Origin of the sequence: Rathayibacter sp. AY1C6 (assembly GCF_002931535.1) — a bacterium.
In the GTDB taxonomy this organism is placed as follows: domain Bacteria; phylum Actinomycetota; class Actinomycetes; order Actinomycetales; family Microbacteriaceae; genus Rathayibacter.
Map to the genome: position 1 here is coordinate 14,962 of NZ_PSWC01000028.1, position 22,799 is coordinate 37,760.

Below are 22,799 nucleotides of genomic sequence, written 5' to 3' on the forward strand. Positions count from 1 at the left end.
CTGCAGGCGCGGGGTCGGCCGCCTCGGCCGACATCACGTGACGCTTCCGAGTCACTTGATGTCGGCGACTCCGTCGTCGTACTTGGCCTGGAGGTCGGAGAGCATGGCGGACTCGTCGGAGGAGCCGTTGATGAGCTCCTGCGTGGCGGCGACCAGGTCGTCGTAGAAGGTCGCGGTGGGCCAGTCGGGGTAGAAGGAGAGCTGGTCGCCGTCGACGACCGTCTTCCACTGCGAGAGCAGCGCCTTGCTCTTCTCGTCGGTGATGGCGCTCTCGTCGACGACCAGCGGGATGCCTCCGTTGTTGCCGATGAGGTTCTGGATCTCGGGTCGCATCGTGATGTCGATCCACTTGTAGGCGAGGTCCTTGTTCTTCGCCGTCTCCGGGATCACCCAGTGGTTGCCGGCGGAGCCCATCGTGAACTCGGCGCCCGGGAAGAGGAACGTGTCCCACTCGAATCCGGTGATCTCGGTCTTGAAGCGGCCGAACCACCAGGAGCCCGAGAAGAAGATCGGGTACTCGCCCGAGATGAACGCCGTGCCCGCGTCCTCCGCCTTCAGCCCGGAGGCGTCGGCCGAGAAGTAGCCCTTGTCGACGTAGGTCTTCAGCTGGTCGGCCGCGTAGCTCCAGGCCGCGTCCTCGAAGTCGACCTCGCCCGTGTAGGTCTGGTAGTCGGTGATCCAGGAGCGGTCGGCCTTCAGCAGCGCGAGCTGGTAGAAGAGCTGCTGCAGCGGGTACTCGGCGCCGGCCTCGGCCAGCGGGGTGATCCCCTTGGCCACGAAGGCGTCGAGGACGGCCGTGAACTCCTCGTAGGTGGTGGGGACCTCGAGGCCGTTCGCGGCGAAGGCGTCCTTGTTGTAGTAGACGAAGGTGAACTCGCCGTAGTTGGGGATGCCGTACCAGGAGCCGGAGCCCATGATCCCGTTCTCGTCGTACTTCGCGGTGGTCTGCAGCGCGCCGGGGATCAGCGAGTCCCAGCCGTAGAACGCGACCGCCTCGTCGAGGTTGGTGAGCAGGCCCTGGCTCGAGAGGAGTCCGCTGGTCGCGTTGCCCTTGTTGTACTCGACGACGTCGGGCGCCGAGTTGGAGTTGAAGATCTGGCTGGCGCCGGTGCGCAGCTGCTCGAAGGCCTTGAACTCGTACGCGATCTCGGCCCCCGTCTCCTGCGTGAAGATGTCGCGGGCGGCGAGCCAGGCGATGCCGCGGTCGCTGTCGGGCGTCTCGAAGTCCCAGAGCGTGAGGGTGCGGCCGGCGCCGTCGACCGTGGTCGAGAGCGCGTCGGAGCCGGCGTCGGAGCCGCCACCGGAGCAGGCGGCCAGCGCGAACATCGCGCTGAGGCCGACTCCGCCGGCGAGGAGGTTGCGCCGGCTGAGACCGGCGGTCGGGCGGTGGAAGGCGGAGCGGGATCGGAGCGACATTGCGGTGGTTCTCCTTCGAACGGTGCGGTGGTGCTGCGGAGGTGGTGCAGGGAGCGCTCTCTCGCGGGGGCGTGGTGTCGAAGCGTTTCGACAGTGCGCAGAGCCGGAGCGGGCAGGAAGAGGGTGGAGGACTAGAGGGAGGCCGGCGCGGGAGTGCCGGACGGGACCGCCGGCACCGGAGCGCCGGTCGGAGCGACCGCGAGGGATCCGCGGTCGACGTAGGAGGGCGGGAGCAGCTCGACGCCGACGGTGCGGCCGGAGTCGATCTGCTGGAGGGTCCGCGCGACGGCCGCTCGGCACATCGCGTCGAACGGGAGGGGAAGACTGCTGGTGGGAACAGGGAGGGCGCCGCCGTCGTAGCTGGCGCAGGCCGCCAGGATCGACAGGTCGCCGGGGACGGAGAGGCCGCGCTCGAGGACGCGCTCGATCGCCGCCTCCGCCACGGGCTCGTTGCAGTGCAGCACGAGCGCGGTGGGCGGAACGGGTGCGGCGAGGATCGCGTCGATCGCGGCCTGTGCGCTCGGGCGGCCGATGTGCGGGCGCTCGACCGCGATCTCGACTCCGAGCGCCGCAGCCTCGGCGCGGAACGCCTCGTCGAAGCGGCGGACGAAGCCGGCGTTGCGGTCGGTGTAGGACTGCGGGTGCTCGAGCAGGCCGAGCGAGCGGTGGCCCAGCTCGGCGAGCCGGCGGACGCTCTGGCGGGCGGCCTCGGCGAAGTCGAGGTCGACGCAGGCGAGATCGTGGGAGTCGGCGGGCACGCCGATGAAGGTGGCGGGGACCCCGGCCGCGCGGATCAGCTCGGCGCGGTCGTCGTCGTCGTCGACGCCCATCAGGACGATGCCGTCGACGAGCGAGGAGGAGGACACGCGCCCGATGCCGCTGGAGGCCTCGTCGGTGACGAGCAGCAGGACGTCGTAGTCCGACTCCCGGGCGCGCTCGAGCACCTCGGTGACGAAGCGCATGTGGGTCGGCAGATGCAGCTCGCCGCGCATCGGGGCGGAGAGGGCGAGGATGTGGGTCCGCGCCCCGGCGAGCATCCGGGCTCCCGCATGGGGCCGGTAGCCGAGCTGGCGCACCGCGTCGTCGACGCGCTGCCGGGTGGAGGCGGCGATCGAGCGCTTGCCGGAGAGGGCGTAGGAGACGGTGCTGATCGAGACTCCGGCAGCGCGGGCCACGTCGTGGATGGTCGCCATGGCTCCTCCTGCCGGACGTCGTCGTCGGTCGCGGTCGGGCTTCGAAGCGCTTCGACCGGTCGCGCTGGAGCGACTGTACGCACAGTCGAAGCGCTTGCGCAAGCGATCCTCGCGACGACCTCCCCGGGCGTCGGCCCGCTCCGCGAGCGGTTCCGCGGAATGAGCGGGCGGCACCCGCGAGGGGCCGGAGGGCGACGCGCCGGGCCTTCCGCTCGTTGCGCCTCCCGACCCTCAGGGGATATGTTGGGCTCAACAACAATTCGGCGACGTCGCCGGAAAGGATTCGGATCTCATGTCCCTGACCCCCACCCGCGCCGACAAGTTCTCGTTCGGCCTCTGGACCATCGGCTACAACGGGACGGACCCGTTCGGCGGCCCGACCCGCGAGCCGCTCGACGTCGTCCACGCGGTCGAGAAGCTCGACGAGCTCGGCGCGTACGGCCTCACCTTCCACGACGACGACCTGTTCGCCTTCGGCTCCACCGACGCCGAGCGCCAGACCCAGATCGACCGCCTCAAGGGCGCGCTGGAGTCCACCGGCCTCATCGTGCCGATGGTCACCACCAACCTCTTCAGCGCCCCGGTCTTCAAGGACGGCGGCTTCACCTCGAACGATCGCGACGTCCGCCGCTTCGCGCTGCGCAAGGTCCTCCGCAACATCGACCTCGCCGCCGAGCTGGGCGCGAAGACGTTCGTCATGTGGGGCGGCCGCGAGGGCGCCGAGTACGACTCCGCCAAGGACATCCGCGCCGCGCTCGAGCGCTACCGCGAGGCCGTCAACCTGCTCGGCGACTACGTCACCGACAAGGGCTACGACATCCGCTTCGCCATCGAGCCCAAGCCGAACGAGCCCCGCGGCGACATCCTGCTGCCCACGCTCGGCCACGCTATCGCGTTCATCGACTCCCTCGAGCGCCCCGAGCTCGTCGGCGTGAACCCCGAGGTCGGCCACGAGCAGATGGCGGGCCTGAACTTCACCGCCGGCATCGCCCAGGCGCTGTACCACGGCAAGCTCTTCCACATCGACCTCAACGGCCAGCGCGGCATCAAGTACGACCAGGACCTGGTCTTCGGCCACGGAGACCTGCACAACGCGTTCTCGCTCGTCGACCTCCTCGAGAACGGCGGCCCCGGCGGCGTCCCGGCCTACGACGGCCCGCGCCACTTCGACTACAAGCCCTCGCGCACCGAGGACGAGACCGGAGTCTGGGACTCGGCCGCAGCGAACATGCGCACCTACCTGCTGCTCAAGGAGCGCGCCGCGGCCTTCCGCGCCGACCCCGAGGTGCAGGAGGCGCTGGCCGCCGCCAAGGTCGCCGAGCTCTCCACCCCGACGCTGAACGAGGGCGAGTCGTACGACGACCTGCTCGCGGACACCGCCTCGTACGAGTCGTTCGACGCCGACGCCTACCTCGGCGGCAAGGGCTTCGGCTTCGTGCGCCTGCAGCAGCTGGCCACCGAGCACCTGCTCGGCGCCCGCGGCTGACCCGCACCCCCTGAGCCCGCGGTCCGCCGCGGGACGACCTGAGACGGACGAGATCCCCTGCACCCGCACGGGGTCTCGTCCGTTCTCCTGCGTCCGGCCCGGTTCCGCACCGGACGCCCGAACCCGCACCCCCCAACGAAAGAGGACAGCGATGACGCTCGTCGCAGGGATCGACTCGTCGACCCAGAGCTGCAAGGTGGTCGTCCGCGACCTCGACACCGGCGCCGTGGTGCGCACCGGCCGGGCGAGCCATCCGGACGGCACCGAGGTCGATCCGGCCGCGTGGTGGGAGGCGCTGCAGCTCGCCCTCGCCGATGCCGGCGGGCTCGACGACGTCGCCGCGATCTCGGTCGGCGGCCAGCAGCACGGCATGGTCGTCCTCGACGAGAGCGGCGCCGTCATCCGCCCCGCTCTGCTCTGGAACGACACCCGCAGCGCGCCCGCCGCCGCCGCGCTCATCGAGGAGCTCGGAGCCGAGGCCTGGGCGGAGCGGACCGGATCGGTGCCGGTCGCCTCCTTCACCGCCACCAAGCTCCGCTGGCTGCGCGACGCCGAGCCCGAGAACGCCGCCCGTGTCGCCGCCGTCGCGCTCCCCCACGACTGGCTGACCTGGCGCCTGCTCGGCTACGGCCCAGACTCCGCCCGTGGTCCGCAGCTCGACGCGCTCACGACCGACCGGTCCGACGCGTCCGGCACCTCGTACTGGGGAGCGGACGGCTACGACCTCGACCTGCTCGAGCGCGCCCTCGGCCACCGCCCGCTGCTCCCCCGCGTGCTCGGCCCCTCGGAGGAGGCGGGCCGCACCGAGAGCGGACTCGTCGTCGGCCCCGGCGCGGGCGACAACGCGGGCGCCGCGCTCGGCCTCGGCGCCGGCCCCGGCGACGTGGTCGTCAGCATCGGCACGAGCGGCACCGTCTTCGCCGTCACGGACGACCCGGTGCGCGACGCCTCCGGGACCGTCGCCGGCTTCGCCGACGCGAGCGGGCGCTTCCTGCCGCTGGTCGCGACGCTCAACGCCGCGCGCGTGCTGGCCTCGACCGCGACCCTGTTCGGCAGCGACTTCGACGAGTTCGCCGCACTGGCGCTCGAGGCGGAGCCGGGTGCCGACGGCCTCGTGCTGGTCCCCTACTTCGAGGGCGAGCGCACGCCGAACCTGCCGGACGCGACCGCGAGCCTGCACGGGATGACCATCGCCTCGACCACGCGGCCGAACCTCGCCCGCGCGGCGATCGAGGGCATGCTCTGCGGACTGGCCGACGGCCTCGACGCCGTTCGCGCGCAGGGAGTGGAGGCGCGGCGCATCCTCCTCATCGGCGGAGCCGCGCAGAACCGCGCCGTGCAGCTCGCGGCCTCGCAGGTGTTCGACGTGCCCGTGCAGGTGCCGACGCCCGGCGAGTACGTGGCCGACGGTGCCGCCGTGCAGGCCGCCTGGGCGCTGACAGGATCGCGTCCGACGTGGACCGTCACCTCGGTGGCCGAGCCCGCGCCGGACCACCGCCCCGTGATCCGCGAGCAGTACGCGGCCGCCCGCGCCTGAGAATCCGGCCCCGGCCCTCTCCAGGGTCGGGGCCTCGCCGCAAGCCCCAGTGGACGGGGAGCGGAATCGCGCTACTCTCATTACTCAGCCAGCTGACTAATGGAGGAGCGACATGACCGCCACACGAACCCCCGACCGCGCCGACCGGATCCGCCAGGTCGTCGTCGCCGTGAGCGCGGTGCTCGCCCTCATCGGCTCGTTCATCGGCTCGGGCGCCGCGGGCGGCACGCAGATCCAGAACGCGGCCGGCGGCGCCCTGACCGCGTCCTCGACCCCCATCGCTCCCGACGGCCCCGCCTTCGCGATCTGGAGCGTCATCTACACCGGCCTCATCGCCTACGCGATCTGGCAGTTCCTGCCCTCGCAGACCGCCCGCACCCGCCACCGCCGGCTGGGCTACTGGGCCGCCGCGAGCCTCCTCCTGAACGCCGCGTGGATCCTGGTCGTCCAGGCCGGCTTCCTGACGCTCAGCGTCGTCGTGATCGCCCTGCTGCTCGCCGTGCTCGCGCGCATCTTCGTGATCCTGCGGACCACCCGCTCGGCCGGAGTGGTCGACGCGATCGTGACGGACGGCACCTTCGGGCTCTACCTCGGCTGGGTGTGCGTGGCCACGGCCGCGAACGTCACCGCCGGGCTCGTCGGCGCGGGAGTCGGCAGCGCGGACGGTCCGGGCGCCGCGGTCTGGGCGGTCGTCGTCCTCGCCGTCGCCGCGCTCGTCGGACTCCTGATCGCGGTCACCGGCCGCGGCCGCATCGCCCCGATGCTCTCGCTCGTCTGGGGACTCTCCTGGGTCGCCGTCGGCCGCTTCGCCGGCGAGCTCGTCTCGGTCCCCGCCGGGATCGCCGCGCTGGTCGCCGCCGCCGTGGTGCTGGTGGTCACCCTCCTGGTCCGCGCCACCGCGGGACGCCGGGTCAGCGCCGCCTGACTTTTGCGCGACGAAGGCCGAGAGGCCGGGACAGCCCTGGTCCGGGGCCGCCCGGCCTCTCGGCCTCCGTCGTGGCGGCGGATCAGGTGATCAGCGTGTCGACGTACTCCCGGTTCTCGTCCATCCACGCGGCGAGGGCGGCGGAGCGGTCGTCGGCCCCGTCGTTGAACAGCGCGTTCTCGAGCGAGTAGAGCGTCTTCGAGTCCATCCGGAAGTCGCGGATCCAGCGGCTCATCGTCGGGTAGTCCGCGTCGAAGGCGGCCGAGCCGAAGGAGTGGATCCCCTCCGCCTGCCCGAGCAGGCCCTTCGGGTCCTCGAGGTCCTTGACCGGGAAGGCGTCGTAGGCCCAGTGCGGGCGCCAGAGCGTGACGGCGATGTTCTCACCCGCGGCGGTCGCGCTCGAGAGCTCCTGGAGCATGGCCGGCGTCGACGAGGTGAGGTAGTCCATCCCCTCCAGGCCGTAGCCGGGGATGACGTCCTCAGTCGTCGTCTTGTTGAGACCGGAGCCGGGCTCGATGCCGATCAGGCGGTTCCCGACGACGCCCGGGTCGGCGGCGAGCTCCTCGAGGGAGTCGATCGGGGCGTCCTCGTTGACCGCGATGGTCAGCTTCGCCTCGTCGTTCCACGCGCCCAGGTCGACGATCGAGTCGCCGTACTGCTCGACGTACCGGGCGTGGGTGAGCGGCAGCCAGGTGTCGAGGGCGAGGTCGTAGTCGCCCGTCGAGAGGCCCTGGAAGCCGGGGGCGACGTCGGCGTTCTGCAGGGTCACGTCGTAGCCCTGCTCCTCGAGCACCGCCTCCCACAGAGCGGAGACGGCGATCCCCTCGTCCCAGCCCTGGAACACGGCGACGGTCACGTCGGTGCGGTCACCGTTGTCGACGGAGGCGGCGGTGGCGGGAGCGGCGAGGGTCGCGGCCCCGAGGGACGCGACCAGGCCGATCGAGACGACGCCGACGGCCGAGCGGGTCGCCACGACGGCGCGGCGGTTCTTCGCCCGGGCGACCCTCGCCGGCGAGGGCGAGCCCAGCGCGCCGGTCATCCGGTCGAGGACGACCGCGAGGATCACGACGGAGATGCCCGCCTCGAAGCCGAGCGCGACATCGATCCGGTTGAGGCTCGCGACGACGTCGCCGCCCAGCCCTCCGGCGCCGACCATGCCCGCGATGACGACCATCGAGAGCGAGAGCATGATGACCTGGTTGAGGCCCGCCAGGATCGAGGGCAGCGCGAGCGGCAGCTGGATCTGGCGGAGGATCCGCCACTTCGAGGAGCCGAACGACTCCCCCGCCTCGACGAGCTCCCGGTCGACGCCGCGGATGCCCAGCTCGGTGAGCCGGACGCCCGGCGCCATCGCGAACACGATGGTCGCGACGATGCCCGGCACCACTCCGACCCGGAACAGGATCAGCGCGGGGATCAGGTAGACGAAGGCCGGCATCGTCTGCATCAGGTCGAGCACGGGCCGGATGACCGCGGAGGCCGTGCGGTTGCGCGCGGCGAGCACGCCCAGCGGCACGCTCAGCGCGATGGCGATCACGGAGGCGACGAGCACCAGCGCGAGGGAGTCCATCGCGTTCTCCCACTGGTCGACCCCCACGATCAGCAGGAGCCCCACGGCGGTGCCGGCCGCGAAGACCCAGCCGCGGACGGCGTAGGCCAGTACGGCGAGGAAGGCGACGATCACCCAGAAGGGCGGTGTCGCGAGGACGAGGTCGACGCCGGAGTAGAGGGCGCCGAAGACGGTGCGCAGCAGGTCGAAGACCGGCTGGAAGGTCTGCGTGAGGACATCGACGGCACCCTCGGCGAGGGCGCCGAGCGGGAGGCGGAATCCGAGATCGGTCATCGTGCACCTCCGTCCGCCGCGAGGACGGCGTCGTCGACGGGGCCTCCGGTCGCGTGCAGGGTCGCGGTGACGACCTCGGTCGAGACGGTGGCGGGCGGCTCGATCACCGGGTGCTCGCCGGTGCGGGCGGGCACGTTGCCGAGCGCCGCGAGCAGGGTCACTCGCGGGATCGCTCCGAGCAGACGCCCGTCGGCGTCGACCACGGCGACCGGCAGCGCCGACTCGACGGCGGGCTCGATGACCTCGCTGAGGGCGGTGTCCGGACCGACGGTGACGACGTCGGAGGTGAGGACCGCCGAGAGGTCGCCGGTGCTCCGGCGCACCTGCTCGATCACGTCGCGGTCGCGGACCGTGCCCAGCAGGCGTCGTCCGCCGCCGACCACGAACGCGGCCGAGGTCTGCAGGTCGCGCATGCTCCTCAGCGCGGCGCGGGGACCGGCCGCGAGGGTGACCACGGAGCGGGCGGGCTCCATCACGGCGGAGGCGGTGAGCACGCGGGCGCGGTCGACGTCCTGCACGAACTGGGCGACGTAGTCGTTCGCCGGATCGGTGAGGATCTCCTCCGGGGTGCCGATCTGGACGATGCGGCCGTCGCGCATCACCGCGATGCGGTCGCCGAGGAACATGGCCTCGTTGAGGTCGTGCGTGATGAAGACGATGGTCTTGCCGAGCTCGTGCTGCAGCTCGATCAGCTGCTCCTGCATCTCGCGGCGGATCAGCGGGTCGAGTGCCGAGAACGCCTCGTCCATCAGCACGATGTCGGTGTCGGCGGCGAGCGCCCGGGCGAGGCCGACGCGCTGGCGCATGCCGCCGGAGAGCTCGTCGGGCATCTTCTCGTGCCAGCCGGCGAGACCGGCGCGCTCGACCGCGAGCAGGGCCCGCTCGCGGCGCTCGGCCGCGGGGACGCCCTGGATCTCGAGCGGGTACGCGACGTTGTCGAGCACGGTGCGGTGCGGGAGGAGCGCGAAGTGCTGGAACACCATCGACACCGACGAGCGGCGCACGCGGCGCAGCTCCGCCTCGGAGACGCCGGTGATGGTGGAGCCCTCGATCAGGACCTCGCCCGCGGAGGGCTCCTGGAGCCCGTTCAGCATGCGGATCAGGGTGGACTTCCCGGAGCCGGAGAGGCCCATCACGACGAAGATCTCGCCGCGGCGCACGGTGAAGGACGCGTCGATCACCGCGGCCGTGCCGAGTCCGGCGAGCTCGCCGCGGTCGGCGCCCTCGCCCAGTCGGCGGACGACCTCGTCGGGCTTCCGGCCGAACACCTTGAAGAGGTGGCGGGCCTCGAGAGCGGGGGTCGCGGGATCGGCGCCCGCCTCGCTCCGGGGCTCGCTGATGATCTGCTGGTTCTGGTGCACGTACACTCCGTCGGCGCGCAGGGACGACGCCCTGCGCTCATCTCGTGGTGCCGGGTCGGGAGCGTGGGACAGCCGTGCGTCGAGCCTCCGCGTGCGTCCCGCCGCACAGCGCGGCAGGGGGTGGAGGCGAGAGCGTCCGAGGCGGCCTCGGGGCCGCCTCCACTCCCGTTGACCGTACGATCGCGGCGCGTCCTGGGGGACGCCGTGCGAGCGCGGACCGGTTCATCGGGGCCCGTGAGGACCGCCGACCACGGTAGCCGCGGAGCCGCCGAGGGGCAAACGTCGGACAATTGCGGGGGCGGGTCCAGGGGTGGTGGTGAACCGATCGGCGCGAGTGAATGTGCTGGTCGGAGCTGCTTTTCGTACTGTTGCGCGATCGTTACCGTCGTGGCGCGGGCGGCGGCGCTCGTTCCGGCCGACCTCGATACGCCGCTACTCGACCGGCGAGGAGGCCCTGTCGCTCAGACGGTGGTCTCGCCCGCCGGGCCCGAGGGGGCCGCCGCGCCGACTCCGCTGACGGGCTCGCCCTGCCAGGACACGAGCGTCCACGCGTCGCCCGAGCCCTCGAGGACGACGACGCCGGTGTTGTCGAGCAGGTGGTCGGCGATGAAGCGCGCATCGAGGTCGAGGGAGCGCAGACCCGCCCAGCAGCGGATGGCCGCGCCGTGGCTGACCAGCGCGACGACCTCGTGCCCGAGCGCCTCCGCCTCCGCCACCACCGCGTCGTAGCGCGCCGCGAACTCGTCGCCCGTCTCGCCGCCCGCCAGCCGGATCGACGTCTCGCCGCCGGCCCAGCGGAAGACCGTCCCCATGTACTCCTCGACCGCCGCGTCGTCGCCGCGCATCTCGAGCCCCGCGGCCGCGACCTCGCGGATGCCGTCGCGCTCGATCGGCTCGAGCCCGAGCGCCGCGGCGAGAGGGGCGGCCGTCTCGTGGGTGCGGACCATCGTCGAGACGAGCAGCGCGCCGATCCCCTCGCCGGCGAGCTGACCGGGCAGCGCAGCGGCCTGGGTGCGGCCGAGGTCGGTGAGCCCGGGTCCGGGGATGCGGGTGTCGAGGAGCCCGGCGACGTTGGAGGGGGTCTGGCCGTGGCGGATCAGGAGGAGGCGCATCCGCCCACGCTAACCGCGGAGGCTGGGCTTCCGGGGGGCACGGTGGCGCCCGGTCCCGCCGTTGTGCGGCGAGTGCGGCGCTGTCACGATGTGCGGGGACGCTCCCGGACCGGGAGCCGCAGACGGACGGGACGGGCGGACATGGCCTCCGAAGACGGTTTCTCGAAGGACGAGCGCGCGGCGATGAAGCAGCGCGCGGCCGAGCTGCGGGCGGAGGCGAAGCGGCAGAAGAGCGCCGACAAGGCCGATGCCGACCGCAGGGACGCGGAGGCCGCGATCGCCGCGATGACCGACGAGGAGCGGCCGATCGCCCAGATGCTGCACGACGTCGTCGGCGAGACCGCTCCCGACCTCCTCCCGAAGACCTGGTACGGCTTCCCCGCCTACGCGCGCTCCGACGGCAAGGCGATCGTCTTCTTCCAGCCCGGCGCGAAGTTCGGCACGCGCTACTCGACCCTCGGCTTCCAGGACGGCGCGCAGCTCGACGACGGCACGATCTGGCCGACCGCCTACGCGCTCGTCTCCGCCGACGCCGAGACGCGCGCCGCCGTCACCGAGCTGGTCCGCCGCGCGGCCGGGGCCTGACCCCGTGGCGCACGTCTACGACGAGATCGACGAGAGCCTCTCCTCCTGGATCCACGAGCAGCCGATGTGGTTCGTCGCCACCGCGCCCCTCGCCGCGGACGGGCACGTCAACATGTCGCCGCGCGGCCACGACTCGTTCTCGATCCTGGGCCCGCGGCGCATCGGCTGGGTCGACTACACGGGCAGCGGAGTCGAGACGATCGCGCACCTGCGCGAGAACGGGCGCGTGTGCCTGATGTTCGCGTCGTTCGGATCGCGTCCGCGCATCGTCCGCCTGCACGGCACCGGCTCCGTGCACCTGCCCGGTTCGGAGGCGTTCACCGAGGTCGCGGAGCAGCACCCCGAGCACCCGAGCACCCGCGCGGTCGTCACCGTCGAGCTCACCCGCATCAGCGACGCGTGCGGCTGGGGCGTGCCCGTGATGGAGCCGGTCGGCGAGCGCGACCTGCTCCTCCTCCAGGCCGAGAAGAAGGGCCCCGACGGCATGGCCGAGTACCGCGCCACGCGGAACGCGGTCAGCATCGACGGGCTGCCGGGCTACCCGCTGGACTGAGCGGGCGGGACGCGGCCGCAGCGCGGCGCGCACGAGCACGCCGACCAGCTCGAGCAGGGTCTCAGTGATGACGGCGAGCGGGTTCGACCCGGTCGGGCGGGAGTCGACGGAGAACCGAGTCCTCGTCATTCGTCAAGTCCTCGACCGCTGACCGCCGCTCAGCACGACCAGACGTGCATCACGGTCCGTCCCCCGTTCGGGAACCCCGGGTCGATCGACGTGTTCGTCGTCGGTGCGGGTCTGAAGCGGGCGCTCCTCGCGGGGACGATGACCGGCGGCCTCGTCGACGGGTACACCGCCGCCGTCTCAGGGAGATCGCACAGCGCGACGGGACCGGTTCGCGGAAGCACCCACGAGGACGCTTCGCACACGTCCCCAGGGGATGTACTCCTGGGACCAGTAGTCGGCCCGGATCTTCAGGAGGGGCCCCTCGACGGTGGAAGCCACCGAGATGGAGCGAGGGTCCCGGAGGGTTCCCGCGATGCGTGTCTGCGGGGTCCTTTCGAGCTCGCTCGACAACTGCTCGGGAGTCATCGCCTCGGGCGGGACGACCGCGAGCAGCCGCCGGCATCCACCGGAGGCGCATTCGACGGTCTCGCTGACGAGCTCGCTCCCCTGTGGAAGGTCGATGGCCGAGGCCGCCGTCCGCGCTGGTGAGGCTCATCCACGGGTCGGGACGAGAGCGAGCTCCGGGGAGCTCCGGCCGATCCCAGGAGGGGCGGACACGGAGCGCGACTGGGGCCTGCTCGATCGACGATCCGATGGGACGGCGTCCACACCATCGGCCCCGCAGAGATCCCCTGGCCGATCCGCCCGCCGCTACGCCCGCCCGTCGACGGCCCGGATCGAGAACAGCTCCTGCGGCGTGCAGTCGAGCGCGTCGCAGATGAGCGTCAGCGTCGTGAAGCGGATCGCGCGGGCGCGGTTGTTCTTGAGGATGGAGAGGTTCGCCATCGTGATGCCGGTGCGGGCCGAGAGGGCGGTGAGGGTCACGCCGCGCTCGGCCAGCACTGCTCCGAGGTGGCAGTCGATCCGGTGCCTCTCGTCGTCGGCGGGCTCAGACAACGCCGTCGACGTCCCGTTCGAGCTTCGCGCCGGCGCGGAACGCCGCTGTCAGGGCGAGGGCCACCACTCCGGCGAGCAGGACGGGGACGGGCCACTGCGGCAGGTTCGTCCCGATGGCCTGGTAGTCGCCGCCGAGGAAGGCGTCGCGCTGCTCGTCGGTCACCCGGCCGGCAGCGAAGAGCAGGCCGATGCCGGAGCTGAGGTACAGGCCGGCCGCGGTGTCGGCGAGACCCTGCGCCACTCCTCCGATCAGCAGGGCGAGGCTCAGACGGCGCCAGTTCGCGAGGACGAAGGGGTCGAACGGGCGTCCGGCCGCGATGCCGCGGAGGACCCGCAGGAGGAAGACCGTGGCGAGGACGATCGTGACCGCCTGGAGGAGGCTCGGCAGCGCACCGAGCAGGCGGAGGGAGAGGGCGGCGTCGGCGAGCGTGGGCGCGGTGCCCTCGCGCGGCTCGGCCTGCAGCAGCTGCGGGAGGCTCCGGAGCGGGAGGCGGCCGTCCGCTCCTCCGAAGACCAGCAGGGTGCGCCCGGTGGTGACGGTCCAGGTCTGCAGGAGCGCGGTGAGCACGGAGAAGACCGCGACGATGAGCAGGACCGCTCTCGCCACCCGGAACACGCGCGGACGCTCCCGGACCGGTCCGCTGGGGATGACACTCGTCATGGCGTGCTCCTTATCGATCGTCGATGTTATCGAGTATCGATACTACGCACGCCGGTCCGGCGATGTCGACCCGCGGCGCCCCGCCGACCACGGAGACGGCGGGAGGGGTGGTTGCCCGGGGCGAGGAGCCCGATCTAGCGTGGAGGGATGTCGGATGCGAGGGAGCGCGCCGCCCGGTACCGGGCCGGCGCCGCGGGCGAGGAGGAGGCGGAGCAGCCCGCCCTGCCGGAGGATCCGCTCGAGCGGGCCGCGTTCGTCGAGACGGCGATCCAGCTCGCGATCCGCCGCGGCGACTTCGACGACCTGCCGGGATCGGGGAAGCCGCTTCCGGACCTGGGCGCGGCCCACGACCCGGACTGGTGGATCCGCCGCAAGATCGAGCGCGAGAACCTCACCGGTATCGGCCCGGCCGCCTTCCTCCTCCGCGCCGAGGACCGCGCGCTCGACGAGCGCCTCGACCGCCTGCACCGCGAGGAGGAGGTGCGCGCCGAGCTCGCCGACTTCAACACGCGGGTGATCGAGGCGCGCCGCCAGCTGCTGGGCGGGCCGCCCGTCGTCACCCCGCTCCGGGACGTCGACGAGGAGGTCGCCGCCTGGTCGCAGCGGCGCGCCGATCGCGCCGCCGCGGCCGAGGCCCGGGCGGCCGCCGAGCCGGAGCGGTCCCGCCGCTGGTGGTCGCGGCGGCGCTGACGTCCCCGGAAACCGGACAGACCTGCCCCTCTCACTGGGGTCCCGCCCCGGGAAACCGGGCGGGAGCGCGCCTCCGAATCATGCGTGCACATCAAGTCGACCGGAGTCCGCATGCTCACCGCCACCACCCCCGCACGCCTTACGAGGGCCCGCCCCTCGACCCTCGCCGCGCCGCCGCTCGCACTGCTCGAGCCCGACTCGGACCGGATGCTCGTCATCCGCGCCGCGGAGGGCGACGACCGCGCGTTCGCCACCATCGTCGGCCGCTACACCGGGCTGCTCCGCGCGACGGCCGCCCGCACCCTCCGCAGCAGCGCCGACGTCGACGACGTGGTACAGGAGACCTTCCTCGCGGCGTGGACCCACGTGGACAGCGTGATCGACGGCGAGACCATCGCCGGCTGGCTCGTCACGACCGCCCGCCGCCGCAGCGTCGATCGACTCCGCTCCAGCGTCTCGCGGCTGCGAGCCGAGCTGGACGACGAGTTCCCCGCCTCCGCTGCCGACGACCCGGAGCACGCCGCGCACTGCGGATCGCTCGCCGCCGACGCCAACCGGGTGCTCGCCGCGATGCCCCCGGCCCAGCGCCGCTGCTGGGAGCTGCGCCAGCTGGAGCAGTGCAGCTACGACGCGATCGCGCACGAGCTGGGACTGTCGTCCTCGACCGTCCGCGGACTGCTCGCACGCGCCCGCGCGACGCTCCGCACGGAGCTCGCCCACTGGCGCTGACCGGCGCAGCGCACCTCAGCGCAGGAGCAGCCGCGCCGCACCTCAGCGCAGGAGCACCGGCCCCGCTCCGATCCGCACCCGGAACAGCGAGTACGGGTACGTCCGCAGATCCGTGCCGCCCTGGTAGTCGGCCTGGCGGTGCAGCTGGTTCGCGGTGACGTACAGGTGCTCGTCCGTCGCGATCGACATGGTGTCGGGCCAGAGCAGCCGCTCGTCGTGCACGATCGTCTCCATCGTGCCGTCGGTGCGACGGCGGACGATCGCGTTGTTCTCGTAGCTCGTGGCGTAGAAGCGGCCCAGCGCATCCGTCTCGAGGCCGTCCGCTCCCCCGCCCTTGTCGCCCTCGTCGACGACGGTCGCCGCGACGACCTCGTCCGGCACCGACCGGTCGACCAGTGCCGCCGTCGCCACGCTGAACCAGCGGCGGGAGGCGAGCGGGCAGTACCAGAGGCGCTCGCCGTCGGCCGAGATCGCGATGCCGTCGGCGCCCATCGTCACCGGCTGCGGGTCGCCGTCGGCCGGGCGCTTCATCAGCACGCGGCCCTCGGCCATCGGCACGAGCTCCGGAGGAGTGAGCGCCTTCGTGCTCGGGTGGTCGTGCAGGCGGCGCCAGGCGGTCCCCGTCTCGAGGTCGACGACGATGATCCCGTTCGGACCGGAGTCGGCCGAGTCGGTGATGTAGGCGATGCCGCGCCGCAGATCGAAGCGCACGTCGTTGAGGTAGGTGGTCGGCAGGGCGACGTCCGGCTCGAGGACGATCACCTGCTCGACGGTGTCGGTCGCCAGGTCGACGCGGACGAGCTTGGGGCCGCCCTTCTTCGTCGGCTCGAACATCGGGCTGCCGGTGTCGAGGATCCAGAGCCGGTCGGCCGGATCGACGACGATGCTCTGCACCGAGACGAGGGCGCCGGCGTCGTCGATTCCCGACGGCGTGTTCCAGGCCTCGTCCGGGTAGGGCACCGCCGCTCCGTCGACCAGCTCCACGACCGTGGCCGGGACCTCGTCTCCCCACTTCGGGAAGTTCACGAAGATCCGCCCGGTGTGCGAGACGCTGACGCCGGTGGGCATCGGCCCGCTGGTGAAGGCGTGCACGAGCTCCAGCTCGCCGAGCGGCTCGTCGACCGGGCGCGTGCCCCGGGTCTCGTCGGTCGGTCCCCAGAATCCCATGGTGCTCTCGCTGTCCTCCCGCCGGCGCGGGCTCGTGGCGGTCTCGGTGCCGGTCGGGTGCGGAGTCGGTGCCCGCCGCGACCGGTGCTCCTCATCCTGCGCGTCGGCGCCGGTCCGCGGGGAGGAGGTGGCGGAGGAGGCGGCGAGCGCCTAGCATCCGGCCGCCTCGGGCGACCCGGGAGCCGCGACCGAGGAGGCGGAGGAGGGCCGGCCCGCGTTCGACTTCGGCACGGCCTTCACGAAGGGGCTCAGCATCGGGACGCGGCAGTGCCCGGTGGAGCGGGTCGCCTCGGCGGCCGCTCCCGCCGCCCGCAGTGCACCGCTCTCCGCCGTAGCGCTCACTCGTTCATCGGCGGGTCGACGGACCGCTGATCCGCCGGCCGTCCGCTTCCGGACATGACCGCTAGAGGGCGTTGCCACTGCGGCCGCTCACCTGCCACGGTCGCAGAGCGACCGACGACGGTCCACCGATCAGAAGGACCGAGGCCCGCTCATGGACGACTCCTCTTCGACCGAGACCAGCACGAGCGAGATGACGCCCGAGGTGCTGGCCGCGTTCAGCGACGCCTGGACCCGCCACGACCTCGAAGCGCTGATGAGCCACATGACCGACGACTGCGTCTACGGCGCGTCCGTCGGCCCCGAGCCCGGCCGCACCTGGACGGGGAAGGAACAGGTCCGCGAGGGATTCGCGCTCATGCTCGCCTTCGACACCGGACAGGAGCGGCACGAGGAGGGGGCTCCCCTCATCGCCGGGACGCGCGGCGCGGCCACCTGGTCCTTCACCGGGACCGGCCCCGACGGCCGACCCCAGGTCACGCGGGGCTGCGACATCTACGAGTTCCGCGGCGGGAGGATCGCCCGCAAGGACGCGTTCCGGAAGGTCTACCGGGCGGACGAGGAGTAGTCCGCGTCGTCCTCCCTCGCGCAGCGGAGCCGGAGCGGCGTCCTCGTACCGGGTGGCCCCGCGCCTCCCCGATCGCGCAGACTGGCTCGATGGCAGCGGCGTCGGCACCGGTCGGATGGGGACGTCTGCCCGCCGTCTCGTGGCTGATGGTGCGCGCCTTCACGCGCCACCGCGTCCTCGCCGTCCTGGCCTTCCCGACGGCGCTGCTCTCGCTCGCGCCCTCCGTGATCCGCCGCGCCGCCCATGAGACGGCCGACCGGAACGGGCTGGTCGTCTTCGGGCGCTACCGGCCGGTCGCCGACGCCCTGGCGAGCCTCGCCGTCACCGTCCCGGTCGTCCTGCTGGCCGTGGTGGCGGCCGTGTGGGTCGCGCTCTCGGGGCTGCTCGGCGCGGTCCTGGTTCTCGCGGCGCTCCTCGGCGGAACCGTGGGGGCGGGGGCCCTGCTGGTCGGGACCCCCCTCACCGCGGCCGTCGGCGCGGAGACGCCCCCGGGCGGCGGTGGACGGTGATGGCGCTCTCGCAGCGCCCCGGGACCCGCCTGTCGGCGCTGCTCGCGACGAGGGAGCTGCTGGCCACGGTCCCCGCGGGAGGCGTCGTCGTGGCCGTCGCCGGCGACGAGCGGCTGGCGGACAGCTACTCGCGCCTCGGCTTCTCCCGGGGACGGGGCCTGCGGGTCTTCCAGCAGGTCTGAGGGGCACCTCATCGCCGGACGGAAGCCACCGGCGGCTCGATACGGTGGGGATCGTGCAGCGCGGCTGAGGCCTTCCCGATCCCCGTCGCTCCGGCCCGCTCCCTCCGGCCCGCACCCTCCGGCCCGCTCGGGCGCGATCGAAAGGCTCCCCGTGTCCGCACTCCTCCCCCTGCAGGGCAGGACCGCTCTCGTCACCGGTGTCTCGCGGCGGCGCGGCATCGGATTCGCCGTCGCCGCGAAGCTCGCCTCCCTCGGCGCGCACCTCGTCGTCCATCACCACCGCCCTCACGATCTCGACCGCCCCTGGGGAGGCGACGACCTCGATGCGGTCCGGTCCGAGCTCCGCGCGCACCTCACGGAGGGCGCGCGGTTCGTCGACGTCGCCGCGGACCTGGCCGATCCCTCCACAATCCCCGGTCTGATCGCCACCGCAGCCGACCTCACCGGGAGCCTGGACGTCCTCGTCTGCAACCACGCGAAGAGCGGCGACGACGGCAGCATCCTCGACATGACGCCCGAGCGGCTCACCGCGTTCTGGGACGTCAACACCCGCTCCACCCTCCTGCTCACCGCGGAGTTCGCGCGGCTCCGGGCACCGCGCACGGACGGACCCCGCCGGCCCGGCGACCGGATCGTCGGGGCCGGGCCCTACGCCCGGGCGCAGGGACACGTGTTCTGGATGACGTCCGGCCAGATCCACGGCGCGATGCGCGGAGAGGTCGCCTACGCCGCGAGCAAGGCCGCACTCGCCGGCGTCACCGCCACGGTCGCCGCCGAGGTCCTGGAACTCGGGATCGTGCTCAACACGATCGATCCGGGTCCGGTGAACACGGGATACCTGGACAAGGAGACCACCGACCGGTCACTCGAGGACCTCGAGGAGTACGTCGCGAGCACGCCCTTCGGCCGGGTCGGCACGCCGGCGGACCCCGCGGAGCTGATCGCGTGGCTGGCCACGTCGGCGGGCAGCTGGGTCGTCGGGCAGGTGCTCACGACCGACGGCGGATTCAGCCTGTGACCGGAGCGGCGGCGAGCCGTCCGGCGACGACGACCGGCGGGACCGGGCCCGGGGATGATGGGCCCATGGGAACTCGTGGGGCCGGAGTGCTGTGGGTGGTGAGCGCGCTCGCCTATGTGGGAGCGGAGGCGGTCGCTGCGTCCGCGTTCCCGGGCTACAGCTACGCACGGAACTACATCAGCGATCTCGGCGTGCCCGAGGTGGGCGTGTTCCAGGGGCGCGCGATCGACTCGCCGCTGCACGCGGTGATGAACGCCGGATTCCTCCTGCAGGGGGCGCTCTACCTCGCCGCCGCCGTCACGACCGTGCGGGCGGCGCGGGGCGGATCGCGGGGGCTGTTCCTCTCCCTCGCCGTGGTCTACGCCGTGGGCATCGCCGTGGTGGGCCTCGTGCACGGGAGCAGCGCCAGTGCGCAGAACGGGATCGGCGGCCTGCACGTGGTCGGCGCCGCGATGGCGATCGTCGGCGGCGACGCGGCCTCGATCGTCGCCGGTGCCGCGGCCCGGCGCGGCCGCGCCCCGTGGGCGCTCGGGACGGTCGGGATCGTGCTCGGCGCGGTCGGCCTGCTCGCGCTGCTGATGCTGCAGGTCGACACCCGCGTGCCCGGCGTCGATCTGCTGCCCGACGGCGTCTGGGAGCGCGCCTCCGTCTACGCCGTCACGGCCTGGCAGCTCGCGACCGGCCTGCGGCTGCTCCGGCGCCCGGACGCGCCGCGGCGCCCGCTGCCTCCTCAGACCGCGGGCAGCGGCGCGCAGGTGCGCAGCGCCGTGCACCGGCTCTTCCAGCTCGGGATCCGGATCCCGGAGGCCCTCTCGGTCGTCGTGTTCGACGACAACCCGTGGAGCGAGCTGGTCACCCCGCCGCTCAGCGTCGTCCGTCAGCCGATCGACATGCTCGCCCGTCACAGCGTCGAGCTCGTTCTCGCCCGCATGCAGGGCCGCCTCCCCGAGGCGCCGCAGCACATCGAGGTGCAGGCCGACCTCGTCATCCGCTCCAGCTGCGCCGCACCCCCGCAGCGCTGATCCCCCTCCCCCCTCCGAAAGGCACGCCATGTCCGATCCCGTCGTCGTCACCGCGATCTTCACTCCCGCCGAGGGGCAGCGCGACGCGCTCGTCGCCGCCCTCTCCACCGCCATCGCGGAGGTGCACGAGGAGGAGGGCTGCGAGCTCTACGCGATCCACGACTCGCCCGACGGCACCATCGTCATGCTGGAGAAGTGGACGAGCGGCGACCTGCTCGACGCGCACGGCGCCGGCGAGCCGGTCGTCCGCCTCAACGCGGCGATCCGCGTACTCGTCGCCCACCCGCCCGTCGTGACGCGGCTCGTCCCGATCCCGGCCGGCACCTCGCAGCAGGGCGAGCTCTAGCACCCGGGGGCGGGGCCGCTCCGGATCCGGATCGCGCGCCGCCCGCCGGAAACGCGCGCGAAACAGCGGAGGCCTACGGTCGGGAGCGACCCCGCCGCCCCGGCCGCTCCCTGGAGGATCCGCATGCCCCGCCCCGCCTTCCCCGCCCCGCCCAGCGCCGAGCTGCACATCCACCTCGAGGGCACGATCGAGCCCGAGCACATCGTCGAGATGGCGCGCCGCAACGGGGTCGCCCTGCCCACCGAGGATCTCGACGCCCTCCGCGCGCGGTACTCCTTCACCGACCTCGCGTCGTTCCTGGAGCTGCACTACTCGAACCTCACCGTGCTGAAGACGGAGCGGGACTTCTTCGAGCTCGCGACCGGCTACCTCGACCGGGCGCAGAAGGCGAACGTCCGCCGCGCCGAGATCTTCTTCGACCCGCAGACGCACCTCGGCAACGGCGTCGCGCTCGACACCGTGATGAGCGGGATCACCCGTGCGCTCGGTCGGAGCGAGGAGACCCACGGGATCTCGACGGACCTGATCATGTGCTTCCTCCGCGACCTGGGCGCCGACGCGGCCGACGAGATGCTGACGGCGATCCTCCCCTGGCGCGAGCACATCATCGGCGTCGGGCTCGACTCGAACGAGGTGGGCTTCGGCCCGGAGCTGTTCGTCGACGTCTACGCGCGCGCCGCTGCGGAGGGACTGCGCCTGGTCGCGCACGCCGGCGAGGAGGGCGGGCCCGAGACGGTCGCGGCCACCGTCGAGCTGCTGAAGGTCGAGCGGATCGACCACGGGATCCGCGCGATGGAGGACCCGGAGGTCGTCGCGATGCTCCGCGAGCGCCGCATCCCGGTGACGGTGTGCCCGCTGTCGAACGTGGCCCTGCGCGCTGTGGACACGATGGCAGACCACCCGCTGCCCGCGATGCTCCGCGAGGGACTCGTCGTGACGGTCTCGAGCGACGACCCGCCCTACTTCGGCGGCTACGTGGATGAGAACTACCGCGCCCTGGTCGAGGAGCTGCGGATGGACGACGCGCAGCTCGAGCATCTGGCGCTCAACTCCTTCGACGCGGCGTTCATCACGGAGGAGGACCGCGAGCGCTGGCAGGCGGAGGTGCGCGAGCACTTCGCGCGGTGAGCGCGTCACTGCCCGGAGAACGATCGTTCCCACCCTCCCCGCGCGCTGAGCCCTCGTTCCGCGGGCGCACGCCTCCGCGCCCGCCCTACGCTGGCCGGATGACCCGATCCGACGGCACGCGATGAGCTGGGTGCTCCTCACCGGCGCGATCCTCACCGAGGTGACGGCGTCGCTCGCCCTCCAGGCCGCGATCGGGTCGCCGGGCTGGTGCGCGCTCGTGGTGGCGGGCTACCTGGCGGCGTTCGTCCTCCTCAGCCGGGTGCTCAAGGCCGGCATGCCGATCGGAGTCGCGTACGGCGTGTGGGGCGCGTGCGGCGTCGCGCTGACGGCGGTCCTCGCGGCCGTGCTCTTCGGTCAGCCGCTGACGGGCGTGATGGCGACCGGGCTGGTGCTGATCATCGCGGGCGTGCTGATGGTCGAGATCGGGTCGCAGCGAGCGCAGGCCGCGCGCCGGGCGGTGCGCTGATGGCCTGGCTGCTGCTCTCGGGCGCGATCCTCACCGAGGTCGCCGCGACGATGAGCCTCAAACCCGCGACGGACGGCCGGAAGCGCTGGTACGTCGTGGTCGGAGTCGGCTACGTCGTCGCGTTCACGCTGCTGGCCGGAGCGCTCGCGCAGGGCATGCCGATCGGGGTGGCCTACGGGATCTGGGCGGCGGTCGGAGTCGCGCTGACCGCGGTGCTCGGCTGCTGGCTGTTCCAGGACCCGCTGACCTGGACGATGCTCGGCGGGATCGGCCTGATCATCGCCGGCGTGCTGCTGGTGGAGCTCGGGCACTGACCGGCCGAGTGTCGTCGCGGCGGGAGCGCACCTCCTCAGCGGTCGTCGCGGCGGAAGCGCTTCGGCGTCACCGGTTGTCGCGGCGGTACCGCGCCTCGCGGCCGGCGATGTGGAGGCCGAGCCCGGTGACCGCGACCGCGAAGGCGACCAGCACGCCGATGAACGCGATCTCGTCGCCTGCTCCGACCACCACGGCCGCGACGGCGAGCCCGATCAGCGCGAGGGCGAGCACCACGGCGCCGACGGTCTCGAGAGGGCTCCATGCGGTCATGGCTCCAGCGTGCGCTCGGAGCGGCGCGCGGGCAAGGGGCGGCAGGCGAACAGGACACGACGTCCCGCCGACCGCGGAGGTCCGCGCGGGTCCCAGCACACGACCCGTCCGCCCGGACGTCGGTCGACCGGGTGCTGCGGATCGCGGAGCTCGTCCGAGGCGGTCCGCGGTGCGAGCCCGCTCCGTCCGTCCCCGCCGGAACGCCCCCGCCCGTTCGCCCCGCCGCCGCGCCCAGGTCGGCGGAGAGGACCCGGTGGCCGCGGACGTCGACGGTGAGCACTCCGCTGTCGGGGTCGAGGTGCGTGGTCAGGCC

At 72.8% G+C, this 22,799-nt stretch carries 26 protein-coding genes; 16 read left to right on the forward strand and 10 right to left on the reverse strand.

The genetic code is table 11. The features are described from left to right. Positions 1 to 51 precede the first annotated feature (51 nt). Positions 52 to 1,416, reverse strand: coding sequence for an ABC transporter substrate-binding protein (locus C5D36_RS14565; protein ID WP_244248216.1), 1,365 nt, complete (start codon positions 1,414 to 1,416; stop codon positions 52 to 54). Between the two features lie 131 nt (positions 1,417 to 1,547). Beyond that, entirely contained in the window at positions 1,548 to 2,609 is a 1,062-nt protein-coding gene (locus C5D36_RS14570) for a LacI family DNA-binding transcriptional regulator (protein ID WP_104227356.1), read from the reverse strand. A gap of 292 nt (positions 2,610 to 2,901) precedes the next feature. Between C5D36_RS14570 and xylA the strand changes: the two genes are divergently transcribed. From xylA to C5D36_RS14585, 3 genes are all read left to right on the forward strand, one after another. Then, positions 2,902 to 4,095, forward strand: a complete 1,194-nt coding sequence (gene xylA / locus C5D36_RS14575) for a xylose isomerase (RefSeq protein WP_104224876.1) — start codon at positions 2,902 to 2,904, stop codon at positions 4,093 to 4,095. A 151-nt stretch (positions 4,096 to 4,246) separates the two neighbouring features. Further along, on the forward strand, positions 4,247 to 5,632 hold the full coding sequence (gene xylB / locus C5D36_RS14580; RefSeq protein ID WP_104296107.1) for a xylulokinase: 1,386 nt from the start codon (positions 4,247 to 4,249) through the stop codon (positions 5,630 to 5,632). Positions 5,633 to 5,744: 112 nt separating this feature from the next. Next, positions 5,745 to 6,557, forward strand: coding sequence for a tryptophan-rich sensory protein (locus tag C5D36_RS14585; RefSeq protein WP_104224878.1), 813 nt, complete (start codon positions 5,745 to 5,747; stop codon positions 6,555 to 6,557). Positions 6,558 to 6,639: 82 nt separating this feature from the next. Here C5D36_RS14585 and C5D36_RS17290 read toward each other — a convergent pair whose 3' ends face one another. From C5D36_RS17290 to C5D36_RS14600, 3 genes are all read right to left on the reverse strand, one after another. Next, complete coding sequence (locus C5D36_RS17290) at positions 6,640 to 8,400, reverse strand: ABC transporter permease/substrate binding protein (protein ID WP_104296108.1); 1,761 nt, start codon at positions 8,398 to 8,400, stop codon at positions 6,640 to 6,642. Beyond that, positions 8,397 to 9,761 carry a glycine betaine/L-proline ABC transporter ATP-binding protein gene (locus tag C5D36_RS14595; RefSeq protein ID WP_374952941.1) on the reverse strand — a complete coding sequence of 455 codons (1,365 nt, stop codon included), beginning with the start codon at positions 9,759 to 9,761 and terminating at the stop codon, positions 8,397 to 8,399. Before C5D36_RS14595 ends, C5D36_RS17290 begins: the two co-directional genes overlap by 4 nt. Before the next feature lie 461 nt (positions 9,762 to 10,222). Next, positions 10,223 to 10,873 (reverse strand): histidine phosphatase family protein, encoded by a 651-nt coding sequence (locus C5D36_RS14600; protein ID WP_104296109.1) that lies wholly within the window; start codon positions 10,871 to 10,873, stop codon positions 10,223 to 10,225. 141 nt (positions 10,874 to 11,014) lie between these two features. Between C5D36_RS14600 and C5D36_RS14605 the strand changes: the two genes are divergently transcribed. Both C5D36_RS14605 and C5D36_RS14610 read left to right on the forward strand, forming a co-directional pair. Continuing rightward, a complete protein-coding gene (locus C5D36_RS14605) occupies positions 11,015 to 11,458 on the forward strand; it encodes a hypothetical protein (protein WP_104227361.1) in 444 nt (147 codons plus the stop codon). Between the two features lie 4 nt (positions 11,459 to 11,462). Further along, positions 11,463 to 12,011: a pyridoxamine 5'-phosphate oxidase family protein gene (locus C5D36_RS14610; protein ID WP_104296110.1), complete on the forward strand. Its 549-nt coding sequence runs from the start codon at positions 11,463 to 11,465 to the stop codon at positions 12,009 to 12,011. An 819-nt stretch (positions 12,012 to 12,830) separates the two neighbouring features. Here the strand turns inward: C5D36_RS14610 and C5D36_RS14615 are convergent. Further along, on the reverse strand, positions 12,831 to 13,076 hold the full coding sequence (locus C5D36_RS14615) for a helix-turn-helix transcriptional regulator (protein ID WP_104248118.1): 246 nt from the start codon (positions 13,074 to 13,076) through the stop codon (positions 12,831 to 12,833). Beyond that, positions 13,069 to 13,737, reverse strand: coding sequence for a hypothetical protein (locus C5D36_RS14620; RefSeq protein ID WP_104227364.1), 669 nt, complete (start codon positions 13,735 to 13,737; stop codon positions 13,069 to 13,071). The genes C5D36_RS14615 and C5D36_RS14620 overlap by 8 nt, the downstream gene beginning before the upstream one ends. A 147-nt stretch (positions 13,738 to 13,884) precedes the next feature. Here C5D36_RS14620 and C5D36_RS14625 point away from each other — a divergent pair, with 147 nt between their 5' ends. Together C5D36_RS14625 and C5D36_RS14630 are read left to right on the forward strand one after the other, a co-directional pair. Next, the gene (locus C5D36_RS14625) at positions 13,885 to 14,427 is read left to right on the forward strand and encodes a DUF1992 domain-containing protein (protein WP_104256487.1); all 543 of its coding nucleotides are present in this window, start codon (positions 13,885 to 13,887) and stop codon (positions 14,425 to 14,427) included. Between the two features lie 111 nt (positions 14,428 to 14,538). Then, positions 14,539 to 15,156 carry an RNA polymerase sigma factor gene (locus C5D36_RS14630; protein ID WP_219812607.1) on the forward strand — a complete coding sequence of 206 codons (618 nt, stop codon included), beginning with the start codon at positions 14,539 to 14,541 and terminating at the stop codon, positions 15,154 to 15,156. Positions 15,157 to 15,198: 42 nt separating this feature from the next. Here the strand turns inward: C5D36_RS14630 and C5D36_RS14635 are convergent, their stop codons facing one another. Together C5D36_RS14635 and C5D36_RS16670 are read right to left on the reverse strand one after the other, a co-directional pair. Then, positions 15,199 to 16,323, reverse strand: coding sequence for an L-dopachrome tautomerase-related protein (locus tag C5D36_RS14635; RefSeq protein ID WP_104296112.1), 1,125 nt, complete (start codon positions 16,321 to 16,323; stop codon positions 15,199 to 15,201). Positions 16,324 to 16,473: 150 nt separating this feature from the next. Further along, positions 16,474 to 16,665: a hypothetical protein gene (locus C5D36_RS16670; protein ID WP_146083750.1), complete on the reverse strand. Its 192-nt coding sequence runs from the start codon at positions 16,663 to 16,665 to the stop codon at positions 16,474 to 16,476. 151 nt (positions 16,666 to 16,816) lie between these two features. Here C5D36_RS16670 and C5D36_RS14640 point away from each other — a divergent pair, with 151 nt between their 5' ends. The 9 genes from C5D36_RS14640 (at position 16,817) to C5D36_RS14680 (ending at position 22,215) form a co-directional block, all read left to right on the forward strand. Then, the gene (locus C5D36_RS14640; protein WP_208543359.1) at positions 16,817 to 17,230 is read left to right on the forward strand and encodes a nuclear transport factor 2 family protein; all 414 of its coding nucleotides are present in this window, start codon (positions 16,817 to 16,819) and stop codon (positions 17,228 to 17,230) included. Positions 17,231 to 17,319: 89 nt separating this feature from the next. Beyond that, positions 17,320 to 17,739: a hypothetical protein gene (locus C5D36_RS14645; protein ID WP_146083751.1), complete on the forward strand. Its 420-nt coding sequence runs from the start codon at positions 17,320 to 17,322 to the stop codon at positions 17,737 to 17,739. Continuing rightward, positions 17,739 to 17,921 carry a hypothetical protein gene (locus C5D36_RS14650; RefSeq protein WP_104296114.1) on the forward strand — a complete coding sequence of 61 codons (183 nt, stop codon included), beginning with the start codon at positions 17,739 to 17,741 and terminating at the stop codon, positions 17,919 to 17,921. Before C5D36_RS14645 ends, C5D36_RS14650 begins: the two co-directional genes overlap by 1 nt. Before the next feature lie 151 nt (positions 17,922 to 18,072). Further along, entirely contained in the window at positions 18,073 to 18,939 is an 867-nt protein-coding gene (locus C5D36_RS14655; RefSeq protein ID WP_258062953.1) for an SDR family oxidoreductase, read from the forward strand. A 65-nt stretch (positions 18,940 to 19,004) separates the two neighbouring features. Next, the gene (locus C5D36_RS14660; protein ID WP_258062954.1) at positions 19,005 to 19,961 is read left to right on the forward strand and encodes a DUF998 domain-containing protein; all 957 of its coding nucleotides are present in this window, start codon (positions 19,005 to 19,007) and stop codon (positions 19,959 to 19,961) included. Positions 19,962 to 19,989: 28 nt separating this feature from the next. Beyond that, entirely contained in the window at positions 19,990 to 20,307 is a 318-nt protein-coding gene (locus C5D36_RS14665; RefSeq protein ID WP_104296115.1) for a putative quinol monooxygenase, read from the forward strand. A 123-nt stretch (positions 20,308 to 20,430) separates the two neighbouring features. Continuing rightward, a complete protein-coding gene (locus C5D36_RS14670; protein WP_104296116.1) occupies positions 20,431 to 21,435 on the forward strand; it encodes an adenosine deaminase in 1,005 nt (334 codons plus the stop codon). Between the two features lie 121 nt (positions 21,436 to 21,556). Further along, complete coding sequence (locus C5D36_RS14675; protein ID WP_104296117.1) at positions 21,557 to 21,901, forward strand: multidrug efflux SMR transporter; 345 nt, start codon at positions 21,557 to 21,559, stop codon at positions 21,899 to 21,901. Beyond that, entirely contained in the window at positions 21,901 to 22,215 is a 315-nt protein-coding gene (locus C5D36_RS14680) for a multidrug efflux SMR transporter (protein WP_104296118.1), read from the forward strand. Before C5D36_RS14675 ends, C5D36_RS14680 begins: the two co-directional genes overlap by 1 nt. A 67-nt stretch (positions 22,216 to 22,282) precedes the next feature. Here C5D36_RS14680 and C5D36_RS14685 read toward each other — a convergent pair whose 3' ends face one another. Next, on the reverse strand, positions 22,283 to 22,486 hold the full coding sequence (locus C5D36_RS14685; protein ID WP_104292999.1) for a hypothetical protein: 204 nt from the start codon (positions 22,484 to 22,486) through the stop codon (positions 22,283 to 22,285). Between the last annotated feature and the right edge of the window lie 313 nt (positions 22,487 to 22,799).